Here is a 25354-nt window from a genome sequence, read left to right on the forward strand (position 1 = left end):
CAATACTTTGCAACGCACCGGGCAATTTTCTTTTTGCTAACTGGCTGATTTCTCGACGCTGCTCTGAGAGTAAACGGCGGCGATAGCACTATTTGCTAAAATTTCGTCCCGCCACCAGGCGCTGGCAAGCCCGGCGGTTTGTTCATTCCAGCCCACCCACACCGATTCGTTACTGCTTTGAGCAAGTACCTGTTTTTCAACAAGCGCACCGCTATCAATAAAGCGCCGCGCCAGATAACGCGGCAAATAGCCACAGCCCAGACCGCTAATTTGCAGTTCCAGCTTGGTTTTGAAGTCGAAAACGGTGATGGCTTCCTGCTCATCCAGCAGCTGCGAGGAAACCGCACATTCGGGGCGTGAACTGTCTCCCACCACAATCGCGCGGTACCCCTTAATGATGCGGCGGTTAAGGGGCTCCGGCACCTGGGCCAGCGGATGATGGGGCGCCACGGCAAATACCTGCTCCAGCACGCCCAGGCGGGCAAAACCAAAATCACTCAACTGGGGAGGCTCATGCAGGGCACCGACAAAAATGTCCGCCCTGCCCTGGGTTAATGCATCCCAGGAGCCGCCCAGCACGCCATTGATGAAGATAAGCCGGGTGACGCTGTGATGCAGATAAAACGCTTCAATAAGCGGCGTCAGGAGAGAAAACGGAAAGGTATCATCCACGCCAATAACCAGCTCGTTTTCCCACCCCTGATGGAGCTTGACCGCCTGTTTTTCCAGCTCGCGAACGGTATGCAGAACGTCGCGGCCTTTTTCCAGCAGCATTTGCCCGGTGCGGGTGAAACGCGCGCGATGCCCGGTGCGATCGAGGATCTGAATATTGAGATCGCTTTCCAGTTTCTGAACGGTATAGCTAAGTGCCGAAGGGGTTTTGTAGAGCTTTGCCGAGGCAGCCGCAAAGCTCCCCTCTTTTTCCAGTGCATCCAGAATAATAAGAACATCCAGCAGCGGTTTCATGCTCGCCCCCTTCTGGTGTGCGATCGTCTCCGCTGCGGGACTTATTCCATGGGCATCACCAGCGGATCGGGATACTGATACTCAAACCCCAGCTCATGGCAAATGCGATTGCCATCAACAATTTTGCCTTTGCTTTCGTCCTTTGCTTCACCAAAAACTGGCGGAGTTAACCCAAGCTGGCGTGCCATGAGCGGGTAAAACGTGCTTCGCGCCGGATGAGACGGTGCACATATATTATAGATGTGTCCGCCTTTTGGAGCCTGCAAGAGTAGCTCAATCGCGCCAATAACATCTTCAAGATGCACAAGATTCACGCCATGCTGACCGTCTGGCGCGGTTTTTCCGGCAAAGAAGCGTCCCGGATGACGCCCGGGGCCAACCAGCCCCGCCAAACGGACGATATCCACCTGCGTGCCGGGAAGGTTGTGCAGCCAGTCTTCCAGTTCTTTCAGAACCTGACCGCTTGCTGTAACGGGACGTCGCTCGAAACTCTCTTTCACTACGCCCTCGGCATCGCCATAGACCGACGTCGAGCTGGTAAAAATAATGCGCGGCACGTGGTGCGCCAGCGCGCTGTCGACAATCTCCTGCATCGCCTGCAGATAAAATGACTCGCCCGGCCCGCTGCGCCGCGCGGGTAGCGTAATCACCAGCGCATCCACGTTCATCAGCGTGTCCAGATCGTCAGCATCACACACCAGCTCCGGTTCAAGACGCAGTTCAACGCCATCAATACCACACATGCGCGCGGCCTCTACCCCATCCGCCGTGGTTTTGCTCCCGGTCACCTGCCAGCCTTTCGCGGCTAATGACATCGCCAGCGGCATTCCCAGCCATCCTAAACCGACAATCGCGACCTTTTTCATGCGAATTCTCCTGACTCTTACTCGTCTTTCATAAGGCTACGCCAGCCCGGCAGAACACACAATTCATAGCATCAATATGAAATGAATTAATGATCAAAAAAAGCCCTTGCAATATGTCGTACAACTGGTTTAGGTTAAAAGACATCAAATGAATAAGCATTCATCGAGAATTTATATGACACGCGTTCAATTTAAACACCACCATCATCACCATCATCCTGACTAGTCTTTCAGGCGATGTGTGCTGGAAGACGTTTGGATCTTCCAGTGGTGCATGAACGCATGAAAAAGCCCCCGGAAGATCTTCTTCCGGGGGCTTTTTTTTGGACCAAATTCAGACAGGTTAAAACAGGTTAACGAGGAATAAAGAATGTTAGATAACTCACGTTTACGCATAGCTATTCAAAAATCAGGCCGTTTAAGTGATGATTCACGCGAACTGCTGGCCCGCTGCGGGATCAAAATCAACCTGCACACCCAGCGCCTGATTGCTCTGGCTGAAAACATGCCGATCGACATTCTGCGCGTGCGTGATGACGATATCCCGGGCCTGGTGATGGATGGCGTTGTTGACCTCGGTATCATCGGTGAAAACGTGCTGGAAGAAGAGCTGCTGACCCGCCGTGCTCAGGGCGAAGATCCGCGTTACTTCACCCTGCGTCGCCTGGACTTCGGCGGCTGCCGCCTGTCGCTGGCAACGCCGGTCGATGAAGCCTGGGACGGCCCGGCCGCACTGAACGGCAAACGTATCGCCACCTCCTATCCTCACCTGTTAAAGCGTTACCTGGACCAGAAAGGCGTACAGTTTAAATCCTGCCTGCTGAACGGCTCTGTTGAAGTGGCGCCGCGTGCGGGTCTGGCGGACGCCATCTGTGACCTCGTCTCCACGGGTGCCACCCTGGAAGCGAACGGGTTGCGCGAAGTGGAAGTGATCTACCGCTCTAAAGCGTGCCTGATTCAGCGAGACGGCGAGATGGCCGACGCCAAGCAGCAGCTCATCGACAAACTGCTGACCCGCATTCAGGGCGTGATTCAGGCGCGTGAATCCAAATACATCATGATGCATGCCCCAACCGAACGTCTGGATGAAGTGATTGCCCTGCTGCCAGGCGCCGAGCGTCCAACAATCCTTCCTCTGGCGGGCGATCAGCAGCGCGTGGCGATGCACATGGTCAGCAGCGAAACCCTGTTCTGGGAAACCATGGAAAAACTGAAGGCGCTGGGCGCAAGCTCTATCCTGGTGCTGCCAATTGAGAAGATGATGGAGTAATGGCCATGAGCTTTAACACAATCATCGACTGGAATAACTGTAGCGACGCACAGCAGCGCGAGCTGCTGATGCGCCCGGCGATTTCCGCCTCTGAGAGCATCTCGCGCACCGTTGCGGAGATCCTGGATAACGTCAAAGCCCGTGGCGATGAGGCTCTGCGTGAATACAGCGCGAAGTTTGATAAGACCGAAGTCGACGCACTGAAAGTGACCGAGCAGGAAATCAGTGATGCAAGCAATCGTCTGGGTGATGACATCAAGCAGGCGATGGCCGTCGCGGTAAAAAACATTGATACCTTCCACACCGCGCAGAAACTGCAGACCGTGGATGTTGAAACCCTGCCCGGCGTGCGCTGCCAGCAGGTGACGCGCCCGGTTGCATCCATCGGCCTCTATATTCCTGGTGGCTCTGCCCCGCTCTTCTCCACCGTATTGATGCTGGCGACCCCGGCGCGTATTGCCGGGTGTCAGAAAGTGGTGCTCTGCTCTCCGCCACCGATTGCCGACGAGATTCTCTACGCGGCGACGCTGTGCGGCGTGCAGGCGGTCTATAAAGTGGGCGGTGCGCAGGCGATTTCCGCCCTGGCGTTTGGGACGGAATCCATTCCGAAGGTCGACAAAATCTTTGGGCCAGGCAATGCGTATGTGACCGAAGCCAAGCGCCAGGTCAGCCAGCGTCTGGACGGTGCGGCCATCGATATGCCTGCCGGCCCGTCTGAGGTACTGGTGATTGCCGACAGCGGCGCCACGCCGGACTTCGTGGCCTCCGACCTGCTTTCACAGGCGGAACACGGCCCGGACTCGCAGGTCATCCTGCTGACGCCGGACGGCGATATGGCGAAACGCGTGGGTGAAGCCGTCGAGCGCCAGCTTGCCGATCTGCCCCGCGCCGACACGGCACGCCAGGCGTTAGCGGCCAGCCGCCTGATTGTGGCGCGCGACCTGGATCAGTGCATAGCCATCTCCAACCAGTACGGCCCGGAGCACCTGATCATTCAGACCCGCAACGCGCGCGATCTGGTCGACAGCATTACCAGCGCAGGCTCGGTGTTCCTCGGCGACTGGTCACCGGAGTCCGCGGGGGATTACGCCTCCGGCACCAACCATGTGCTGCCGACTTATGGCTACACCTCTACCTGTTCCAGCCTCGGCCTGGCGGATTTCCAGAAGCGCATGACCGTGCAGGAACTCTCCCGCGAAGGGTTTGCTTCACTGGCTTCTACTATTGAAACCCTCGCTGCCGCCGAGCGCCTGACTGCCCACAAAAACGCCGTGACGCTGCGCGTTGCCGCCCTGAAGGAGCAAGCATGAACATTGAAGAATTAGCCCGCGAAAATGTCCGTCGCCTGACGCCTTACCAGTCCGCGCGTCGTCTCGGCGGCAAAGGGGATGTCTGGCTGAACGCCAACGAATTCCCGACGGCAGTGCAGTTTGAGCTGTCGCAGCAAACGCTGAACCGCTACCCGGAGTGTCAGCCAAAAGCAGTAATTGAAAACTACGCGCAGTACGCGGGCGTGAAGCCAGAGCAGGTGCTGGTCAGCCGCGGCGCGGATGAAGGCATTGAGCTGCTGATCCGCGCCTTCTGCGAGCCGGGGAAAGACGCGGTGATGTACTGCCAGCCCACCTACGGGATGTACAGCGTCAGCGCGGAAACCTTTGGCGTGGCGTGCCGCAACGTGCAGGCGCTGGAGAACTGGCAGCTGGATCTGCAGGGCATTGCCGACAATCTCGACGGCGTGAAGGTGGTCTTTGTCTGCAGCCCAAATAACCCAACCGGGCAGATTATTAACCCGCAGGATATTCGTACCCTGCTGGAGATGACCCGGGGTAAAGCGCTGGTAGTGGCCGACGAAGCCTACATCGAGTTCTGCCCGCAGGCGACGCTGACGGGCTGGCTGGAAGAGTATCCGCATCTGGTGGTGCTGCGCACGCTGTCAAAAGCCTTTGCCCTCGCGGGCCTGCGCTGCGGGTTTACGCTGGCGAATAAAGAGGTTATCGACCTGCTGCTGAAAGTGATCGCCCCGTACCCGCTCTCAACGCCGGTCGCCGATATCGCTGCACAGGCGCTGACGCCTCAGGGTATCAACGCGATGCGCGAACGCGTGGCGCAGATCCTGGAGGAACGTCAGTACCTTGTCACCGCGCTGAAAGACATCCCTTGCGTCGAGCAGGTGTTCGACTCGGAAACCAACTACATCCTGGCGCGCTTCACCGCCTCCAGCGCCGTATTTAAATCTTTGTGGGATCAGGGCATTATCTTACGAGACCAGAATAAACAACCTTCTCTGAGCGGATGCCTGCGCATTACCGTAGGCACCCGTGCAGAGAGCCAGCGCGTGATTGACGCCCTGAAAGCGGAGAAAGTATGACCCAGAAGATCCTTTTCATCGATCGTGACGGCACCCTTATTTCGGAGCCACCAGCCGATTTCCAGGTCGATCGTTTCGACAAGCTGGCTTTTGAACCGGACGTGATCCCGGTGCTGCTTAAGCTGCAAAAAGCAGGCTATAAGCTGGTGATGATCACCAATCAGGACGGTCTGGGCACGGACAGCTTCCCGCAGGCGGACTTTGACGGCCCACATAACCTGATGATGCAGGTGCTGACCTCTCAGGGCGTGGTATTTGATGAGGTACTGATTTGCCCGCACCTGCCGGCTGACGAGTGCGACTGCCGTAAGCCGAAGGTGAAGCTGGTTGAGCGCTATCTGGCTGAAGATGCGCTGGATAAAACCAACAGCTACGTCATCGGCGATCGCATCACCGATATTACGCTGGCGGAAAACATGGGCATCGCGGGGCTGCGCTACGACCGCAACGACCTTAACTGGGCGAAAATTGGCGAGCAGCTGACAAAACGTGACCGCTATTCCCACGTTGAGCGCAACACCAAAGAGACGCAGATTGATGTGAAGGTCTGGCTGGATCGTGAAGGCGGCAGCAAGATCCACACCGGCGTCGGTTTCTTTGACCACATGCTGGACCAGATTGCCACCCACGGCGGTTTCCGCATGGAAATCGCGGTGAAAGGCGACCTTTATATTGACGATCACCACACCGTGGAAGATACCGGCCTGGCGCTGGGTGAAGCCCTGAAGCTGGCGCTCGGCGACAAGCGCGGTATTAACCGTTTTGGCTTCGTTCTGCCGATGGACGAGTGTCTGGCGCGCTGCGCCATGGATATCTCCGGTCGTCCGCACCTGGAATATAAAGCCGATTTCACCTATCAGCGCGTGGGCGATCTCAGCACCGAAATGGTGGAGCACTTCTTTTGTTCATTGTCCTATACCATGGGCCTGACGCTGCACCTGAAAACCAAAGGCAAAAACGATCACCACCGCGTGGAGAGTCTTTTTAAAGCCTTTGGCCGTACGCTTCGCCAGGCGATCCGCGTGGAAGGTGACTCCCTGCCCTCGTCGAAAGGAGTGCTCTGATGAACGTGGTGATTCTGGATACCGGATGCGCCAACCTGAACTCCGTGAAATCGGCTATTGCGCGCCACGGCTATGAGCCGGTGGTCAGCCGTGACCCGGACGTGGTGCTGCGCGCCGACAAGCTTTTCCTGCCGGGCGTTGGCACGGCGCAGGCGGCGATGGATCAGATCCACGCTCGCGATCTGGTCGATTTGATCAAAGCCTGTACTCAACCGGTGCTGGGGATATGCCTGGGCATGCAGCTTCTTGGCCGCCGCAGCGAAGAGAGCAACGGCGTTGACCTGCTGGGCATTATCGACGAAGACGTACCCAAAATGGCCGACCACGGCCTGCCGCTGCCGCATATGGGCTGGAACCGCGTTTACGCCAAAGCAGGCGATCGGCTGTTTCGCGGCATTGAAGACGGCGCGTACTTCTACTTCGTGCACAGCTACGCCATGCCGGTGAACGTCAATACCATCGCCCAGTGCACTTACGGCGAGGCGTTTACCGCGGCGGTGCAGAAAGACAATTTCTTCGGCGTGCAGTTTCACCCGGAGCGCTCTGGTGCCGCAGGCGCGCAGCTGCTGAAAAACTTCCTGGAGATGTGATGATTATTCCCGCTTTAGATTTAATCGACGGCACAGTTGTCCGTCTTCATCAGGGCGATTACGGCCAGCAGCGCGACTACGGAAACGACCCGCTGCCGCGCCTGCAGGATTATGCCGCTCAGGGTGCTCAGGTGCTGCACCTGGTGGATTTAACGGGCGCGAAAGATCCGGCGAAGCGCCAGATCCCGCTGCTGAAAAAACTGGTTGCGGGTGTTGATGTGCCCGTCCAGGTAGGCGGCGGCGTGCGTACCGAAGACGACGTGACAGCTCTGCTGGACGCGGACGTGGCGCGCGTGGTGGTAGGGTCAACCGCCGTGAAAGATCCTGAGACGGTGAAGGGCTGGTTCCGCCGCTTTGGCGCCGACGCCCTGGTGCTGGCGCTGGACGTTCGTATTGACGAGCAGGGTAACAAACAGGTTGCCGTGTGCGGCTGGCAGGAAAACTCCGGCGTGACGCTGGAAGAGCTGGTCGATATTTATCTGCCCGTTGGCCTGAAGCACGTGCTGTGCACGGATATCTCGCGCGACGGTACGCTGGCGGGCTCTAACGTCTCGCTGTATCAAGAGGTCTGCGCGCGTTATCCGCAGGTTGCGTTCCAGTCTTCGGGCGGCATTGGTGATATAGACGACGTGGCCGCGCTGCGCGGTACCGGTGTGCAGGGCGTGATTGTGGGCCGGGCCCTGCTGGAAGGTAAATTTACAGTAACGGAGGCGATTCAATGCTGGCAAAACGGATAATTCCTTGTCTTGACGTGCGCGATGGTCAGGTCGTGAAAGGCGTGCAGTTCCGCAACCACGAGATCATTGGCGACATCGTCCCGCTGGCAAAACGCTATGCAGATGAAGGCGCAGATGAGCTGGTCTTCTATGATATCACCGCCTCCAGCGATGGCCGCGTGGTCGATAAAAGCTGGGTGGCACGCGTGGCGGAAGTGATCGACATTCCATTCTGCGTGGCGGGCGGGATTAAGTCCGCTGACGACGCCGCCAAAATTCTCTCCTTTGGCGCGGACAAGATTTCGATCAACTCCCCTGCTCTGGCCGAGCCGGAACTCATCACCCGCCTGGCCGATCGCTTTGGCGTGCAGTGTATTGTGGTAGGCATTGATACCTGGTTCGACGCCGCAACGGGCAAGTACCACGTCAACCAGTACACCGGAGATGAAAGCCGCACGCGCGTGACGCAGTGGGAAACGCTCGACTGGGTGCAGGAAGTTCAGAAGCGCGGTGCAGGCGAGATAGTGTTGAATATGATGAACCAGGACGGCGTGCGTAACGGGTATGACCTCGAACAGCTGAAAAAAATTCGTGCGGTCTGCCACGTGCCGCTGATTGCCTCCGGCGGCGCGGGCACCATGGAACATTTTCTGGAAGCCTTCCGCGATGCGAACGTGGACGGCGCGCTCGCAGCCTCCGTGTTCCACAAACAGATTATTAATATTGGTGAGTTAAAAACGTACCTGGCTGACCAGGGCGTGGAGATCAGGGTATGTTAACAGAGCAACAACAGGCGCAGCTGGACTGGGAAAAAACGGACGGATTACTGCCGGTAGTTGTCCAGCATGCCGTCTCAGGCGAAGTGCTGATGCTGGGTTATATGAACCAGGACGCGCTGGCGAAAACGATCGACAGCGGAAAAGTGACGTTTTTCTCACGCACGAAACAGCGCCTGTGGACCAAAGGGGAAACTTCGGGTCACTTCCTGAACGTGGTCAGCATGACGCCTGACTGCGATAACGATACACTGCTGGTGCTGGCAAACCCGATTGGGCCGACGTGCCACAAAGGGACCAGCAGCTGCTTCGGCGAGACGAGCCACCAGTGGTTGTTCCTGTATCAACTGGAACAATTGCTGGCAGAGCGTAAAACGGCGGATCCTGAGAGTTCTTATACGGCGAAGTTGTACGCCAGCGGGACTAAGCGTATTGCACAGAAGGTGGGAGAAGAAGGCGTTGAGACGGCGCTGGCCGCGACCGTGCATGACCGCGAGGAGCTGACGAATGAAGCGTCTGACTTGATGTATCACTTGCTGGTGCTGCTGCAGGATCAGGAGCTGGATTTGACGGCAGTGATTGAGAATCTTCGCAAACGTCACAAATAAAAAAACCGGGGATAATCCCCGGTTTTTTTTATCTGCAAATCAGGCTTTAGGTTTGTAGTTGCGCAATGCATTACGCCCCAGAACCACACCACAGCCAATCATACCGCCCAGCAGCACGGCAAGAACCAGAATAACCGCTTTCTTAGGACTATCGCGACGAACGGGCAGATCCGGCTTCATAACGTAACGATAAACATGGATAGTGTCCGGGTTTACGTTCAGGTTCTGGATGTCCAGCAGGTTTCGTTTGGTCTGATAATATGCGGTAGAGAAGATCAGCGGGCGGGACGCTTCATTATCTATCATCGATTTCAGCCCTTCACTACCCAGCAGGAACATCGTCTCCTGGGTGACATCCTGGGTTTGCTGAATCTGTGGCGAGGAGATTTTCGCCGCTTCAGCATTCTTCAATGCTTCTGCAATCTGTTTAATACGCAGATCTTTCTGCTCCTGAGCGACCTTCTCCTGGCTAACCAGAGAATCGTTCAGGGTTTTAATCTGCTCTTTAATATTGTCTTTGAGATCAAGGGCCAGTTCCTTTGACGTTTGCTCATCAACCTGTTGGATGTACTGCGCCAATTGCTTTTGCGCCGCTTCTGCAGAGGTACTGGTATAGGATACGCTTAACGGCAGCGGCTGCCCTTTAACAGCAGGCTCAATGGTCAGTTTTTCAGGCACATCCTGGTTGTCCAGGGCTTGCGATAACGCCGAGAAAGAGGCGTTAAAACGATCAATCGCGCGCGTTTGAATGTCCAGCATTGAAGGAGCAGCGCTGCCGTAGAGGATGTTCAATGCGTTTGAGTAGGTCGCTATCTGCGCCGCATCAGGTTGGGCGATGATCGCACTTGAGGTCCACTTTTCCTTTGCAACTGTGAGATATCCCACGGCCAGGGCAATAAAAACAACGACAAACGTTGCTATTATCCATTTCCCACGCCACAGCTGTACCACTAAATCAAGTAAATCAATTTGCTCAGGGTCGTTGCTTCGGCTGACCTGGCTATTGTTGTTTTGCGTCATACAATCCCTAACAGATGAAAAAGGGGAAACATAATTATGTTTGCATAGTTTATCGATTACTGCGGATTTTTCTATAAGAATCCGATGAGTTATATCGTAAAGATGGGTTATGTAACTCATCCCCCTTCGCGCTATCATAGACATCATGTGATGCGTTATAGCATCTGTAAGAATAGGGTTTAAGAGGGAATATATGAAATTTTTGGTCACGGGTGCAGCAGGTTTTATCGGTTCGAATGTCAGTAAACGCCTCATTGAAGCTGGCCATCAGGTTGTCGGTATTGATAACTTAAATGATTACTACGATGTCAACCTGAAGCTGGCACGTCTGGAACGGCTGCAATCAGAGCGTTTCACCTTTCACAAGCTGGAGTTAGCGGACCGTGAAGGCATGGCAGCGCTTTTCGCCGGTGAGAAGTTTGATCGGGTCATTCATCTGGCTGCACAGGCTGGCGTGCGCTACTCCCTGGAAAACCCGCACGCCTATGCGGATGCCAACCTTATTGGCCATCTCAACGTGCTGGAAGGATGCCGTCACAACAACGTTCAGCACCTGCTTTATGCCTCATCAAGCTCCGTGTATGGCCTCAACCGCAAAATGCCGTTCTCCACTGACGATTCAGTGGATCACCCCGTTTCACTCTATGCTGCGACCAAAAAAGCCAATGAACTGATGTCGCACACCTATTCGCACCTGTACAACTTGCCGACCACCGGACTGCGCTTCTTTACCGTGTACGGTCCGTGGGGACGCCCGGATATGGCGCTGTTTAAATTTACTAAGGCAATGATTGAAGGCAAAAGCATCGATGTCTATAACTACGGGAAGATGAAGCGCGACTTTACCTACATCGATGATATTGCTGAAGCAATTATTCGTCTGCAGGATGTTATTCCCCAGCCTGACACAAACTGGACCGTTGAGACCGGCTCACCGGCAACCAGTTCAGCACCTTACCGGGTTTACAACATCGGTAATAGCTCGCCAGTAGAGCTGATGGACTACATCACCGCACTGGAAGACGCACTGGGTAAAAAAGCCGAGAAAAATATGTTGCCACTCCAGCCAGGGGACGTACTGGAAACCAGTGCCGACACGAAAGCGCTGTATGACGTGATCGGTTTTAAACCGCAAACCTCGGTTAAAGACGGCGTGAAGAACTTCGTTGACTGGTACCGAGAGTTTTATAAGGTCTGAAAATAATAAACCCGGCAAATCAGCCGGGTTTTTTATGAAGCAAGAGAATTAGTCGCTACCGAACAGATCGCGGGTATAGACTTTGTCCGCTACGTCAGCCAGCTCTTCCGCCATGCGGTTCGAGATGATGACATCCGCTTCCTTCTTGAAAGCATCCAGATCGCGGATCACGCGGGAATTGAAGAACTGATCTTCCTGCATGGCTGGCTCAAAGATAATAACCTCTACGCCTTTCGCCTTAATACGCTTCATGATCCCCTGAATGGAAGAGGCGCGGAAGTTATCGGAACCGCTCTTCATGATCAGACGGTACACACCAACCACCTTCGGTTGACGTGCAAGGATCGAATCGGAGATGAAATCTTTACGCGTACGGTTAGCATCAACAATCGCCGAGATGAGATTATTCGGCACCGCCTGATAGTTTGCCAGCAGTTGCTTCGTGTCTTTCGGCAGGCAATAGCCACCGTAGCCAAATGACGGGTTGTTGTAATGGTTGCCAATGCGCGGGTCGAGACACACCCCTTCAATAATCTGGCGCGTATTCAGTCCAAGGCTTTCTGCGTAGCTGTCGAGCTCATTGAAGTAAGCCACTCGCATTGCCAGATAGGTATTCGCGAAAAGCTTAATCGCCTCGGCTTCGGTTGAATCAGTGAACAGCACCTGAATATCTTTCTTCACTGCGCCTTCCTGAAGCAGCGCGGCGAAACGTTCAGCGCGCTCGGAACGTTCACCAATGACGATACGGGAAGGATGCAGGTTATCGTAAAGCGCTCTCCCCTCACGCAGGAACTCTGGCGAGAAGAAGATATTATCAATACCAAACTTTTCTTTGATGGATTTGGTAAAACCAACCGGGATCGTCGACTTGATGACCATTACCGCATCAGGGTTGATGGCGATAACGTCCCTGATAACCGCTTCTACGGTTGAGGTGTTGAAATAGTTGGTTTTTGGATCGTAGTCAGTAGGCGTGGCAATAATGACGTAATCCGCATCGCGGTATGCATCTTCTTTATCCGTCGTGGCGCGGAAATTCAGCGTTTTATTGCTGAGATAATCCTGGATTTCTTTGTCGACAATCGGCGATTTCTTCTGATTGAGCATATCCACTTTAGTCTGCACGATATCCAGCGCAACCACTTCATGATTCTGAGCAATCAGAATGCCGTTAGAAAGACCGACATACCCTGTTCCGGAAATTGTTATTTTCATTCGCTAATGACTTCTTTTAGTTAACTGTATTGATGGCCGGCAGACCATCGCGATAAACATAACTGTTGGGCTTTGTACCTCCTGGCAAACAGCACTGTCAAGGCAAACCAGGAGCAATCACTACGAGCGGGACGAGATTCAGACTACTTCGAATATTGCGCGGCATTTTTTGCATAAAAAAAACCCGGAGACGAGCTCCGGGTTGATGTTATTCCTGAGAGTTAACTCATTCCATCCATTCGGTATGGAAGACACCCTCTTTATCCGTGCGTTTGTAGGTATGCGCACCGAAGTAATCACGCTGTGCCTGAATCAGGTTGGCAGGCAGCACGGCAGCACGATAGCTGTCGTAGTACGCCACCGCAGCGGAGAAGGTTGGAACCGGAATACCGTTCTGTACCGCGTAAGCGACCACGTCACGCAGCGCCTGCTGGTACTCGTCCGCAATCTTCTTGAAGTACGGTGCCAGCAGGAGGTTGGCGATACCGGCGTTCTCAGTATAGGCATCGGTGATTTTCTGCAGGAACTGCGCACGAATGATGCAACCCGCACGGAAGATCTTCGCGATTTCACCGTAGTTCAGATCCCAGTTGTTCTCGTCTGACGCCGCACGCAGCTGAGAGAAGCCCTGCGCGTAGGAGACGATTTTACCCAGGTACAGTGCACGACGCACTTTCTCAACGAACTCAGCTTTGTCGCCAGCTGGTTTAGTCTGTGGACCGGACAGCACTTTAGATGCCGCGACGCGCTGCTCTTTCAGAGAAGAGATGTAACGCGCAAAGACGGATTCGGTGATCAGAGACAGGGGTTCCCCCAGATCCAGAGAGCTCTGGCTGGTCCATTTACCGGTACCTTTGTTCGCTGCTTCATCCAGAATCACATCAACCAGGTATTTACCCTCTTCATCTTTTTTCGTGAAGATATCTTTGGTGATGTCGATCAGGTAGCTGTTCAGCTCGCCTTTGTTCCACTCGGTAAAGGTTTCAGCCAACTCTTCGTTGGAGAGGTTCAGGCCGCCTTTCAGCAGGGAATAAGCTTCAGCAATCAACTGCATGTCGCCATATTCGATGCCGTTGTGCACCATTTTCACATAGTGACCTGCACCGTCCGCACCAATATAGGTTACGCAAGGCTCGCCATCTTCAGCCACGGCTGCGATTTTGGTCAGGATAGGCGCAACCAATTCGTATGCATCTTTCTGGCCACCAGGCATGATAGATGGACCTTTCAGCGCGCCCTCTTCACCACCGGAAACACCGGTACCGATGAAGTTGAAGCCTTCAGCGGACAGCTCACGGTTACGACGAATGGTGTCCTGGAAGAAAGTGTTACCGCCATCAATGATGATGTCACCTTTTTCAAGGTAAGGCTTCAGGGAGTCGATAGCTGCATCGGTACCCGCCCCTGCTTTCACCATTAACAGGATACGACGAGGCGTTTCCAGAGACTCAACGAACTCTTTCACCGTATAGAAAGGAACCAGCTTCTTGCCTGGGTTCTCGGCAATGACTTCTTCGGTCTTATCACGGGAGCGGTTGAAAACGGAGACGGTATAACCACGGCTTTCGATGTTGAGCGCCAGGTTGCGCCCCATCACTGCCATACCGACAACGCCGATCTGTTGCTTGGACATTACATACTCCTGTCAGGTGTGGATACCCCGCCGGAATGCGAACGACGGGTAAAGTAAAAAACATGTTAACTCAAGGGCGAGGTAAGAGGGTAGCAAATGATGCACTGATCACATAACTGCATATTTTCTAGTGAATTATCGGCTGAAAATCTCAGTATGCACCATCGCGATGTAACACAACCTTCACCGTCTTAAACAAAATGGCAATATCATTCCAAAGAGTCCAATTTTTGACGTACCATGCATCAAAATAGACGCGTGTATCGTAATCAACGTCGTTACGACCACTCACTTGCCATAAGCCCGTCATGCCAGGCTTTGCCATCAGATAATAGTCAACATCATCACAGTAACGTTCCAGTTCGTCAGAAATGATAGGTCGCGGACCAACCAGGCTCATTTCACCTTTAAGCACGTTGAATAATTGCGGTAATTCATCAAGGCTGGTTTTACGAATAAAACGCCCCACAGCGGTAATGCGTGGATCATTCTTTAATTTAAAATCTTTTTCCCACTCGGCCCTCGCTTCCGGATCGCTATCCAGAAGCTCTTTTAACACTTCCTGAGAATTCATCACCATTGAGCGGAATTTGTAGCACGGGAATAACTTTCCGTTTCGCCCTACGCGCTGATGACCATAAATGGCTGGCCCACCGTCACGTGTCACTTTATACCACAGGTAAATCATGAGTGGTGATGCGACTAACAATATTAATGAAGAGCAAACAATATCGAAAGTACGCTTAAGAAAACGAGAGGTCCTTTTGGCAAGATTGTTTTGTATCCTCAATAACATCACTTCATGGCTAAAAATGAAGGACATATCTGTATTATATAAGGGCAATCCGCGGAAAGAAGGCACAACAGTAACTGAACGACAATGGTGTTTAGATAACTCACGAAGCCATAATTGTGTTTTATCAAGCTCGGTATATTCATAGGCAAGTATATAATGAATATCGCCAGTGCGATTTAAACTCCAAATTTTTTCTACATCTTGTATTACAGGTAGTGAACAAATTTCAGATGATACAGCATCAGTATCAAAGAAAGCCACAACATTAAAACCCATCATTTCTTCGCTCTGCAAGGCATTGTATGCGCCGATTGCATTTTCACCACATCCAAGAATGACGGTTGTTTTTTTCCAGATACCTAATTTATTTAGCAGGTGTTTTGTTAGAACACGGAATAAGGGCACCAAAATCAGCGCAAACGACCAGCAGAACACCCAAACATAACGAGAAAATTGCCATTTTGTAAACGCAATCAGCGCCAAATCAAACACGGCAAAAATCACAATAGTCCGAATAATCTCTTTTAATTCATACCAAAATGGTTTGCGATAAGTGTAATGACGCAAACGTATCCAAAACCATCCAACACAGACGATTGAAAGTATGAAATGGGAAATGAAGCGCGAGTCTAATTGTTCTTGCGGAATAAAACGCTGAACCTCATTAAAAACTAAATATACGCATCCCAAAGAAAGCCATAAAGCCACATTAAAGAATATCAGATCTGAAACAGCCAATAAGATCTTACATAATTGTGGATTATACTTATTATGAATATTATCCATTAACCCTCACCCTCTAAATGGGTAACAACACATCGTATAAATATGTTTTTATTTATTTGCACTCAAACACAAAAATGAAAATAAAGATATTCTCAACTAAGTATTAACAATGGTAGTGAGAACTCTCTTCACAATATGTTGAGCTGTCTCGAGCGAATTAGCTTCTGCATAACAACGTAACTCTGGGGCATTTCCTGAAGGGCGTAAATGCACGATACTATTACTGTTGAGCGCTATTCTTATCCCATCAGTTGTATCTAGCGATACAGCAATTTCGTCTTGTAGACCTATAGTATTTAATAATAATTGCTGATTTTTTATGCCCATCGCAATCAACTTGTGGCTCTTTTCAGGGCTGACGTTCTGTAATCGATCAGAGTAAGTGTAGCGACAAGGCAGTTGTTGAACAAGAGAACTAATACTTTTGTCTCTGCTACTATAAAGAAGCATGATGGCAGGCAGTACAGCATCACGAGTTGGTAGAGCTGCTAATGGTTGCTCGTTAACTAAAATATTGCTTCCTAACAGGAACCCGCCGTTAGCTTCAAAACCTGCGATATTTTTATAGCGTGTTGATAATTCAGAGAAGGCCGCGATCACGAAGGGAGAGCCAATTTTAGTAAGTTTAACATGCTTAAAAAAATGTCCGGTAGAAATCATGCTATTGCAACTCACTGGAATAGCGACTGCCTCAGCAGAAAGTGCCAACGAACACAAAAGACCTAAAACATCGCCTCGCAGCCACTGCCCTTTCTCATCAGAAATTAAAGGCCTATCTCCATCACCATCAGTAGAAAAAATAGCATCTAGTTTATAATGCTCAGCCCAGAGAATCGCTTTCTCCCTATCGCCTTCACTAACTGCTTCAGTATCGATAGGAACAAAATTGTCGCTTCTACCCAAACTGATAACTTCGGCTCCTAAGGCTTCAAATAAGGGTTTATAAAGATCGCGCCCTGCACTTGAGTGCTCATAAATTCCAATGCGTTTATTCTTAAGGAATGGCGTAGGGAATAAGGAGAGATAACGCGAGATGTAATTTTCTGCAGCAATTGTAGAAACTGGCAAGGTCTTGAGTACAAGTTTTTTACATGTGGCTTCAGTTTTAAGTATCGCTAATTCATCATCTTTCGTAATTTCACCATCGGGACGGTAGAATTTTAACCCGTTCCGATCAAACGGTATGTGGCTACCCGTGATCATGATTGCAGGAATACGATCAGTCATAGCCTGGAGCGCTAAAGCAGGTGTTGGGATAACACCATAAAAAATAGCACTAATGCCTTTATCTTCTAACGCTGCCACGCAAGCCTGGGCCATTGCGTAGCTGCTTGGTCGATTATCAATCGCTAATGCAACAGTTTTAAACACAAAATCTTGCTGCATAACGGTCACAAATGAAGCGGTAAAAGCAGCACATACTTCAGGTGTAAAATCGCTAACAAGACCCCGAGCACCACTGGTTCCAAAAGCAATGCCTGAGGCAGCAATTACATCACAACTATTACTTACCTGGTTCATCATTCCCTTCCTCTGAAAATCCCGAACGCTGTTCAAGGCGGATAATATCATCCTCGCCAAGGTAAGAGCCAGACTGGATTTCTATTAATTCTAATGGAGTTATTCCTGGATTTTCTAGCGCATGAATTGTCTGAAACGGGATAAAGGTTGACTCATTTTCAGAGACTAAGAATGTCTGCTCTCCCTTTGTGACACGGGCAGTACCAGATACTACAACCCAATGTTCAGCACGATGGTAATGCATTTGCGCAACAAATTTCCCTCCTGGGTTAACAGTAATACGTTTGACTAAATAGCCATCACCGCTATCGATTATGTTATATTTTCCCCAAGGACGAAAAACTTCTTGATGTTGCTTATATTCACTTCTGTTTTTTTGTTTTAAATGGTCTACTATTTTCTTAACGTCTTGTACATCATTTTTACTCGCAACAAGCACAGCATCAGCTGTTTGAACAATAACAAGATTAGTGACGCCCAAAGTACTTACAAATGCACTTTCAGAATAAATATAATTATCTTCACTTTTGTGTATAAATACATCGCCGTGAAGGACATTTCTTTGCTGATCTTTTACAGAAATATCCCATAACGAAGACCATGACCCCACATCTGACCAGCCTGCATCCATTGGCACAACTACCCCATGCTGCGTATGCTCCATAACGGCATAATCTATAGAATCACTGGGGCAAAGCGTAAATGCCTCTTGATCAATACGAATGAAATCAAGATCGGGATTGACACGCCCTATTGCTTTTTCGCATGCAAGATAGATATCTGGAGATAATTTCTTTAATTCATTTAGATAAGCGCTTGCACGAAAAAGGAACATACCACTATTCCAATAATATTTCCCAGTTTCAAGATAATGGCAGGCAGTGTCAAAATCAGGCTTCTCGACAAACTCAGCAACAGCAAAAGCATCTTCCCCGAGATGTTCACCACGTCGTATGTATCCATAACCCGTCTCGGCATGCGTAGGGACGATGCCAAACGTCACAAGTTTACCTTGCTGAGCAAGAGGTTCAGCCTGCTTAATTGCCCGAATAAAAGCAGCCTCATCTCGAATAACATGATCCGCTGCGAGAATCAGTAAGATAGGATCATTATTCAACGAATTCTGCCGAGCACCTAATGCAGCTAGTGCAATCGCTGGAGCTGTATTACGGCCTACAGGTTCAAGAATAATATTATTGGCAAGTTTATTAATGGCTCGAAGTTGTTCCGCCACGAGAAAGCGATGGCGGTCGTTACAAATAACCACAGGCGAAGCCGTTGTGAGAGGCGCTAATCTGGATATCGTATTTTGTAGCATCGAAAACTTACCTTCAACGCTAAGAAATTGTTTAGGATGATATTCACGTGAAAGCGGCCACAGACGGCTGCCTGTACCGCCTGCCATTATTACGGGAAGAACAGACATTTTATCTTATCTCTTTCGTTTTTGATCCCTGGACATTGTTCCAGTAACTCTTGTACATACTTAAAGTCCGGCACAGAGGCAATGGTAGCGACTGCCAACGTTTTCCTAACTTATATCCTAAAAGCTTAGCAACTGTTGTAAGTAGCGCCCTGGGAATCCATAAGGGGGCCTCTTTAAGAAGAAATCGCATTTCGGACTTAACAAACCGTAATCCTTCACCACCAGCGCCGCCAAAATCGCGCTGGATCCATGGTGTGCATGCATGGAATACGCCAGTATCAAAATATCGTTGGAACTCTTCTTGCGGTGTATAGTTGTGAGAATGTCTTACTACTGCCTCAGCACAGTACGCGACCTTATAACCTGCCTGAATCATTTTTGCTGCCATAAACATATCCTCGGCGAGAATTGTATGTTCAGGAAAACCACCTAATTGTTCAAAAACGGTACGCCTATAGGCAGCAAAGGAATTCGACATAAATACTGTTTTAATACCGAAAGTATTTATATCAGACTGGCTTTTTATTTGAGAATCAGAACTATAATTAAAATTTCTGGCATGAATCGCTAAAGGGTTTGCATCATAATGAGGAATTTGTCTTCCGCAAACAGCGGCAACTTCAGGATCTCGAAATACAGCTATCATTTGAGCCAACGCATCCTCATTGTCAAGGATGGCATCCTGCGTCATAAATACAACTAGTTCACTTCCGGCCGCATTGGAGAGTGCTCTATTTCTTGAACCACCGTGGTTAAATTCACTTGAAGGGATTATGATTAATTTGCAACCAAATTCTTTCGCTATTTCTGCCGTCTTATCAACAGATGAAGAGTCAATTATAATTAGCTCTGATGGTTGAATAGTTTGTTTCCCAAGAGCAATAAACCATTCTTTCCATCTATCACCTGCGTTATATGTTGGTACAATTAAAGTAAATGAATACATATTTATATTAATCCAACAATTGTAATATTTTTATTCCAATATTCTCTTTATCAACTACATAAAGATCTTTATGCTTCTGAATTCCTTCAGCCCCAACCTCTGTGGCAACAACTTTAGCTCCAGCATCAAGCATTTGAAGTACTTTAATTTTTACGCCGGCACCATATAACAATGGGGCAACGCTTAAATCTGATTTTTGGAAGGCTAACGTAGGATCAGACACAGCACCAACAACATGAACATTTGCAATGCAACTACCAACAATCTTTAACAGGCGTCGTGGACCTAAACCTAAAATCCAGAAATGAAGATTAGGTTGTTTGCGTTTCAGTCTCAAGAATACAAAAAATATAAACCATATTATAGACCAATGGTTTTCAGAGCGAGTCATATTACCAAAAAAAATAATATTTTTTTTATTCATAAATTCAGAAACTATTTCTTCAATCGGTACAGAATTAAAAACCTCACCAACTTTTTGTTTACCAAGTTCTGCGACTTCAACATTTCCATAGTAATTCATGGAGTTAATTAAATCTCTATCTTTATTAGACATCGCAATTATTGACGACAAACTATTAAACAAATCAGCCTCGATACCTAAAATTTCTGAATTTATCGGTTTTTTTAACAAAGAGCGACTCGTTCGTTGCGATACAACATCATGTGCAAAATATATGATATTGTTATGTGAAATATGTTTAACCACACCTAAGACAGAAGGAAAATCTAGCCAAATCAGATCATACGTTGTTTCCTTCAATCTTTTATTAACATAATCAACTAACTTTTTGCTGACCCGAGTAAAAAACCATGGAGCTAAAAATGATCTGTTTTTTAGGTTAAAGAGAATACCTTTAACATAGTCTAATTTATCAACGTTAATTAATTCATATGAATGACATAACTTTTTTAAATCCGGGTTTTCATGTTGTGATGCCGGAGACAACACGATAACATCAACTTCGCTACCATTAGCTATATGCTTTTTTAAATTATCGCCACATATTGCCTCCCCCGCACCAATTGTTCCTTTAGCTCCAGGATGGAAAGCACTAATGAAAAGTACCTTATGCATCATCTATTTTACCTGTCTTGAGTGGTAGCAATTTATATACAAAATAAAAGAAGATCATAAAAATGAATAACAAGGAGATATATTTAACACCATATGTCAGATCTTTTCGCATTGCTACAAAAATCAATGAAACAATTGGGAAATGATAAATTATTAATCCACTCTTTTTTGCTATGCGGTAAAAAACTATCAACGTTATCCCAAGCATAAGTCCGTGAATAAAAACTCCGACATACCCCAAAGAGTGAAATCCTTCAGTAAAAATAAACTGCCCCCCTTTATCTTCATAATAACGGATTTCAGTATTTTCGAATAATTTTTGCTTATCTAAACCTAAAACACCATATATAAATGCTGGGATAATGAACAGTATCGGTGATAAAATCTCCAGAACACCACCATAAGGCAAATTGTTATACAAATGCCCTCTGACTTCATTAGCTAATGTCGCTAAAGAAAAATGTGTTTCATACATAATAGCAAAGGGAATTGCTGTAATAATACTACCACCCGATGTGGAGGTGCTTTCGCGAAGATACAGACCTAGCCCAGCTATAAAAAATAAAATAGTAAAAATAAGTAAAACTTTAATAATACGTAAAAAATTGATACTGCTGCTTAATAGATAATATGAAATAAAGCAAAAAATCAATAATATCAAATTCTCTCTGCGACCTTGAATAAAGATAGAGATAAGAACAAATAAAGAAATTATTATAACTATTTTATTAAATAAAGTCGTATTTTTTATTTGTGTTCTAATACTAGTCAACAAAGCATAAATTGAGAGTAAACCAGATGAAGAAATAAGAACATCCTTGGTTTCATTTTCGGCACTTCCTTCATAGATCGGTGCATAAGGAGTATGGATGAAAGAGAAATAACCTCCATAAGAATGGACACCTAAATAAAAAACAAGGAGCGCTGCAATTGCGAAACACATCGAACAAAAGTTAATAAAACTTGGATTATTAAAATCTCTTATACCTATAAGTCTGACCTTTGAAAAGGATAAATAACCCATACATACGCCACACATACCTATTATAATTACTATAGCTAGATCATTAACTGTATCAGGGAATGATAATGCTCCGAGAGGTGATAATTGTGGGAATTGTAGATAAAGTATGCCACAAATCAGATATAGAGCTATAACAAGAATCCAAGCTATTAGTACCATACATATATCTCATTTTTAATGGCAGAAAATAAAGTAAACTGATTTTTTAGCATTCATTTGCTTATTTTTTTTAAGCATCTCTTGATGATATCAACATTTTTAGCATATCCAGCTAAAAACCCAAATCTGAGTAAGGTACCAGTTAGATTCTTTGAGTACCCTAACCGAGCATAGAAGTCTGAAATATCTCTTTTATCCGCTGTATCGCCATAACATGCAACAGCTAATGTTGTATATATCCAAGGTCTTTCACTTAATAAAATACTTTCAAACTCCCTCTTGAGAACTGGATTATTAGCGTATAAAGTATCAGCCAGTTTAAAATAACCCATAAAATCAATCTTTATTCTATGTGCCTTGCCTTCGTGCGCGAATGTATCATTGTCTCCACGACAAAGCACAAGAGGCTTCGAGATATAATGTAACCGGCATCCATTATTATTAAATATATTCATCATAATGAAAACATGAGGGTAAGAAGTTCCAATAAAAGAATTATCAAATTTTACAGCAGTCCACCTCTGTCTTTTTACAACTAAGGAACTTAGATAACTAAAAACACCACCTATAGATAGACAACTTTTAAAATAATTAATTCTATCTAATTCTTCATCAAGAATGTTTAATTTATCCTTAATACTTAGCCAAGAACGATGTGGGTTTTTTATATCATTTAAGTTATATCCGGTTTCGCACCTATCACATAGATATATATCCCCATTGGAAATAAGATAAGACTCCAAAATAACTAAAGCGTCATCAGCGAGAGCATCATCACTTCCAAAGATCCAACAGTAATCCCCTTTAGCCAAAGATACCGCTTCAAGGAAATTTTTATCCGGGCCAACATTTTCACTATTACGCTTATATACAATGGGGAAACTATATTTGTTCCGCCAAATGTCGATCATGATGTCCGTACCATCCGTAGAAGCATTATCTGAAATGCAAACCTCTATATCAAAGTTTGGTTTCTTCTGATTTTCAATACTATTTAGCAATTCTTCTAAGAATGTTTTTCTATTATACGTAGGTACACAAAATGAAACGAGCATAATTTTAAACCTTTTTTGCTTTTATAACATAAGCTACTGGAAGTCCCCAAAACACAGTCAGGGCAAAAGAGATAATTAATCCAAGTAATACACCATTGATTCCATATGCAGACGAGAAATACCATTGAGAAATAAACCCGATAACTGCCTGTAGTGGAACCATCAGCCAAAGTATTTTTAGATAATTCATACTTTGCAGGAGCATTGCATATGTATCACACCAAACACGCAAACAAAAATAGATTGCTATTAATACAAATGACCATATAGAAACTTGGTATGTAATACCCTTCGCAATTATTGCAAATATCTGTACTCTAAAAACATAAGCTAACATTGTACAGGCAATCACGAAAAGAGAACCAGATAAAATGTTTACGCCGACCATTTTATTAAGTTTCTTCCACTCGCGCTTTACTCTTAGTTCAGCGCATATTGGCCATAGTGCTTGTAGTACAGCTGTATAAATGAAGAATACTAATCCAAACACCTTCATTGTTATCGTATATTGAACAATATCAGTTGGTGCAAGTCTTTGTGATATAACAATATAATCTGTCTGAAGAACTATAATAGACAGTAATGTAAAAATGAAAAAACCAGAAGATCTGCGAAGGAGAGTTAAGTAATGATATTTAGTCGTTTTTATATGAAAGAGTTTGAAATATCTATAGATAATATAGAGGCCAGAAATAGCCCCAACAGGCAAATATACAATCACCAGTGATTCTTTTATGTCGATAGGAATTTTTGCATAATATACATATAGAAGTCCTAGTAAACCCACCATGTACGATGATGCGTTCAAAATATTAGCTTTCCAGCCAACTAATTCAGCGAAGAGGATTTTATATGCAATAGTGCCAATACCTATAGAACTAAACACTAAGCATGCAATAAAGAAAATAGAACTAGCCTTGCCCTGGAGAATCTCATAAAATGATGAAAGATAACGTGATGAGACAACCCCAGATAAAAAATAAAATAACACAATGAATAAGAGAATTGCACCGAAACTCAATTGCAATGCAGCTTTAATCAATGGTCTATAATCTTTATTTTTTGCTCTGAATTCTGATATGTAATTTTGAAGACCAGTCCCAATACCAAAATCCACAATGCTACACCATACTAACAATCCAGTTAATAGGCTAAATGCCGCATACTTCTCCTCTCCCAATATAGAAAGAAGATAAGTTATGCTTGCAAGTTGTACGCCAGCAATTACTATTTTAGATAACCAAGAAGAACAGGCAACGATTAAATGATTTGGAATCTTTAACAATTTATATTTCACTATATTATTGTTCAACTGTGTCTTAAATGTTTTTTGAATTTATTAAGATTTTTTCTCTGCACAAACAAATGAATAAGCATTTAGCATTTCCCTAATACCACTTTTATAATCGTATTTTGGTTGCCATCCCAACAATATTAGCCCTTCATTATTAGCAACAGATTTCATTATTTCATTTTTTCTCTGCTCCAAAGCCCCGAATTTAAATGAACCAGGAGAACCAGGTATCATCTCATGTAAATAAAGAAGAAATTCTTTTAAATTAACACCATGTCCTGTACCAACCTGATATTCAATATAGGTAGGTACTTCGCTAATCTTGTCTAAAACCACCAAATATGCCGAGACAACATCATCGACGTAAGTGAAATCTCTTATCTGCTGTCCTGAAGTACAATGGATATCTAAATCCCCATTGCATAATCGGGATAGAATATGGGGTACAAACTTAGTTTCAGCATCTCCTGGTCCGTATACATGTTCAAGTCTCATGTTTACAAAACTAATATCATGATTATCGCTATAATACCTTCCTATCTCATTAAAATGCCTTTTCGTCATTATATATGGCCGCATATATTGATAATCAAAAGCTTCTTTTGCAAAAAAACTATCTGTATTTAAGAATATAGATGCTTGTTTTTTAACAGCCAAATCAAGAAGTTTCAATGGTTTTACAACGTTTCCATCTTCAACTTCCATCAGTGACGATGTATTACGTCCATATTCTGTAGCAAGATGAATAACTCCGACCATAACTGCATCAATCGGCATTTCGTCTACTGCCGAGTCGATACTTTCCCAGTCACACCACTTTAAACCAGGGGTAGTACTATTATGATAATTCCCAACATTACGGCTGATTGCGATGACAAACAAGCCAACGTGTTGCAAAGCTTTGAGCATATGCTTACCTATAAATCCGGATGCTCCAGTTAAAACAACATATTCTTTATTGTTCATCATCACAATCACC

At 47.0% G+C, this 25354-nt stretch carries 24 protein-coding genes and 1 other annotated feature; of the genes, 10 read left to right on the top strand and 14 right to left on the bottom strand.

Features of this window, described 5'->3' with window-relative positions:
- Window positions 1-36 precede the first annotated feature (36 nt).
- Together MX657_RS14795 and MX657_RS14800 are read right to left on the bottom strand one after the other, a co-directional pair.
- Window positions 37-966 carry a LysR substrate-binding domain-containing protein gene (locus tag MX657_RS14795; RefSeq protein ID WP_346806072.1) on the bottom strand — a complete coding sequence of 310 codons (930 nt, stop codon included), beginning with the start codon at window positions 964-966 and terminating at the stop codon, window positions 37-39.
- A gap of 41 nt (window positions 967-1007) precedes the next feature.
- Window positions 1008-1832, bottom strand: coding sequence for an SDR family oxidoreductase (locus MX657_RS14800; RefSeq protein WP_346806073.1), 825 nt, complete (start codon window positions 1830-1832; stop codon window positions 1008-1010).
- A 175-nt stretch (window positions 1833-2007) separates the two neighbouring features.
- Here MX657_RS14800 and hisL point away from each other — a divergent pair, with 175 nt between their 5' ends.
- The 9 genes from hisL to hisIE all read left to right on the top strand — a co-directional run bounded on the left by hisL (window position 2008) and on the right by hisIE (window position 9224).
- Entirely contained in the window at window positions 2008-2058 is a 51-nt protein-coding gene (hisL, locus tag MX657_RS14805) for a his operon leader peptide (RefSeq protein ID WP_001364200.1), read from the top strand.
- Window positions 2034-2157 (top strand) — a sequence feature (His leader region). (Overlaps the previous gene by 25 nt.)
- 45 nt (window positions 2158-2202) lie before the next feature.
- The gene (gene hisG / locus MX657_RS14810; protein ID WP_000886595.1) at window positions 2203-3102 is read left to right on the top strand and encodes an ATP phosphoribosyltransferase; all 900 of its coding nucleotides are present in this window, start codon (window positions 2203-2205) and stop codon (window positions 3100-3102) included.
- Window positions 3103-3107: 5 nt separating this feature from the next.
- A complete protein-coding gene (gene hisD, locus MX657_RS14815; RefSeq protein WP_119917004.1) occupies window positions 3108-4412 on the top strand; it encodes a histidinol dehydrogenase in 1305 nt (434 codons plus the stop codon).
- A complete protein-coding gene (gene hisC, locus MX657_RS14820) occupies window positions 4409-5470 on the top strand; it encodes a histidinol-phosphate transaminase (RefSeq protein WP_119916995.1) in 1062 nt (353 codons plus the stop codon). The genes hisD and hisC overlap by 4 nt, the downstream gene beginning before the upstream one ends.
- Window positions 5467-6534, top strand: coding sequence for a bifunctional histidinol-phosphatase/imidazoleglycerol-phosphate dehydratase HisB (gene hisB, locus MX657_RS14825; RefSeq protein ID WP_346806074.1), 1068 nt, complete (start codon window positions 5467-5469; stop codon window positions 6532-6534). Before hisC ends, hisB begins: the two co-directional genes overlap by 4 nt.
- On the top strand, window positions 6534-7124 hold the full coding sequence (gene hisH, locus MX657_RS14830) for an imidazole glycerol phosphate synthase subunit HisH (RefSeq protein ID WP_080329645.1): 591 nt from the start codon (window positions 6534-6536) through the stop codon (window positions 7122-7124). Before hisB ends, hisH begins: the two co-directional genes overlap by 1 nt.
- Window positions 7124-7861, top strand: a complete 738-nt coding sequence (hisA, locus tag MX657_RS14835; protein WP_346806075.1) for a 1-(5-phosphoribosyl)-5-[(5-phosphoribosylamino)methylideneamino]imidazole-4-carboxamide isomerase — start codon at window positions 7124-7126, stop codon at window positions 7859-7861. The genes hisH and hisA overlap by 1 nt, the downstream gene beginning before the upstream one ends.
- The gene (hisF, locus tag MX657_RS14840) at window positions 7843-8619 is read left to right on the top strand and encodes an imidazole glycerol phosphate synthase subunit HisF (RefSeq protein ID WP_119916992.1); all 777 of its coding nucleotides are present in this window, start codon (window positions 7843-7845) and stop codon (window positions 8617-8619) included. The genes hisA and hisF overlap by 19 nt, the downstream gene beginning before the upstream one ends.
- A complete protein-coding gene (gene hisIE, locus MX657_RS14845; protein WP_119916991.1) occupies window positions 8613-9224 on the top strand; it encodes a bifunctional phosphoribosyl-AMP cyclohydrolase/phosphoribosyl-ATP diphosphatase HisIE in 612 nt (203 codons plus the stop codon). The genes hisF and hisIE overlap by 7 nt, the downstream gene beginning before the upstream one ends.
- A 39-nt stretch (window positions 9225-9263) precedes the next feature.
- Here hisIE and wzzB read toward each other — a convergent pair whose 3' ends face one another.
- Entirely contained in the window at window positions 9264-10244 is a 981-nt protein-coding gene (gene wzzB, locus MX657_RS14850; protein WP_119916990.1) for an LPS O-antigen chain length determinant protein WzzB, read from the bottom strand.
- Between the two features lie 193 nt (window positions 10245-10437).
- Here wzzB and MX657_RS14855 point away from each other — a divergent pair, with 193 nt between their 5' ends.
- Window positions 10438-11442: an NAD-dependent epimerase gene (locus MX657_RS14855; protein WP_119916989.1), complete on the top strand. Its 1005-nt coding sequence runs from the start codon at window positions 10438-10440 to the stop codon at window positions 11440-11442.
- Window positions 11443-11490: 48 nt separating this feature from the next.
- On the opposite strand, the gene ugd is transcribed toward MX657_RS14855, so the two are convergent.
- The 11 genes from ugd to MX657_RS14910 form a co-directional block, all read right to left on the bottom strand.
- Window positions 11491-12657, bottom strand: coding sequence for a UDP-glucose 6-dehydrogenase (ugd, locus tag MX657_RS14860; RefSeq protein ID WP_119916988.1), 1167 nt, complete (start codon window positions 12655-12657; stop codon window positions 11491-11493).
- Between the two features lie 226 nt (window positions 12658-12883).
- Window positions 12884-14290 carry an NADP-dependent phosphogluconate dehydrogenase gene (gndA, locus tag MX657_RS14865; protein WP_119916987.1) on the bottom strand — a complete coding sequence of 469 codons (1407 nt, stop codon included), beginning with the start codon at window positions 14288-14290 and terminating at the stop codon, window positions 12884-12886.
- Between the two features lie 151 nt (window positions 14291-14441).
- The gene (locus MX657_RS14870; protein ID WP_119916986.1) at window positions 14442-15872 is read right to left on the bottom strand and encodes an undecaprenyl-phosphate galactose phosphotransferase; all 1431 of its coding nucleotides are present in this window, start codon (window positions 15870-15872) and stop codon (window positions 14442-14444) included.
- Between the two features lie 96 nt (window positions 15873-15968).
- On the bottom strand, window positions 15969-17393 hold the full coding sequence (locus MX657_RS14875) for a phosphomannomutase (protein WP_346808563.1): 1425 nt from the start codon (window positions 17391-17393) through the stop codon (window positions 15969-15971).
- Entirely contained in the window at window positions 17377-18819 is a 1443-nt protein-coding gene (locus MX657_RS14880) for a mannose-1-phosphate guanylyltransferase/mannose-6-phosphate isomerase (protein WP_119916984.1), read from the bottom strand. Before MX657_RS14880 ends, MX657_RS14875 begins: the two co-directional genes overlap by 17 nt.
- A gap of 1 nt (window position 18820) precedes the next feature.
- The gene (locus tag MX657_RS14885) at window positions 18821-19765 is read right to left on the bottom strand and encodes a glycosyltransferase family 2 protein (RefSeq protein ID WP_119916983.1); all 945 of its coding nucleotides are present in this window, start codon (window positions 19763-19765) and stop codon (window positions 18821-18823) included.
- Between the two features lie 7 nt (window positions 19766-19772).
- Entirely contained in the window at window positions 19773-20846 is a 1074-nt protein-coding gene (locus MX657_RS14890; protein ID WP_244288158.1) for a glycosyltransferase, read from the bottom strand.
- Window positions 20836-22026, bottom strand: a complete 1191-nt coding sequence (locus tag MX657_RS14895) for an O-antigen polymerase (protein ID WP_346806076.1) — start codon at window positions 22024-22026, stop codon at window positions 20836-20838. The genes MX657_RS14890 and MX657_RS14895 overlap by 11 nt, the downstream gene beginning before the upstream one ends.
- A gap of 53 nt (window positions 22027-22079) precedes the next feature.
- Window positions 22080-23081 carry a glycosyltransferase family 2 protein gene (locus MX657_RS14900; protein WP_119916981.1) on the bottom strand — a complete coding sequence of 334 codons (1002 nt, stop codon included), beginning with the start codon at window positions 23079-23081 and terminating at the stop codon, window positions 22080-22082.
- Window positions 23082-23085: 4 nt separating this feature from the next.
- The gene (locus tag MX657_RS14905) at window positions 23086-24378 is read right to left on the bottom strand and encodes an MATE family efflux transporter (RefSeq protein ID WP_119916980.1); all 1293 of its coding nucleotides are present in this window, start codon (window positions 24376-24378) and stop codon (window positions 23086-23088) included.
- A 42-nt stretch (window positions 24379-24420) separates the two neighbouring features.
- A complete protein-coding gene (locus tag MX657_RS14910) occupies window positions 24421-25344 on the bottom strand; it encodes an NAD-dependent epimerase/dehydratase family protein (RefSeq protein WP_119917002.1) in 924 nt (307 codons plus the stop codon).
- Between the last annotated feature and the right edge of the window lie 10 nt (window positions 25345-25354).

The organism is Enterobacter chuandaensis (assembly GCF_039718975.1).
GTDB classification, from domain to species: domain Bacteria; phylum Pseudomonadota; class Gammaproteobacteria; order Enterobacterales; family Enterobacteriaceae; genus Enterobacter; species Enterobacter chuandaensis.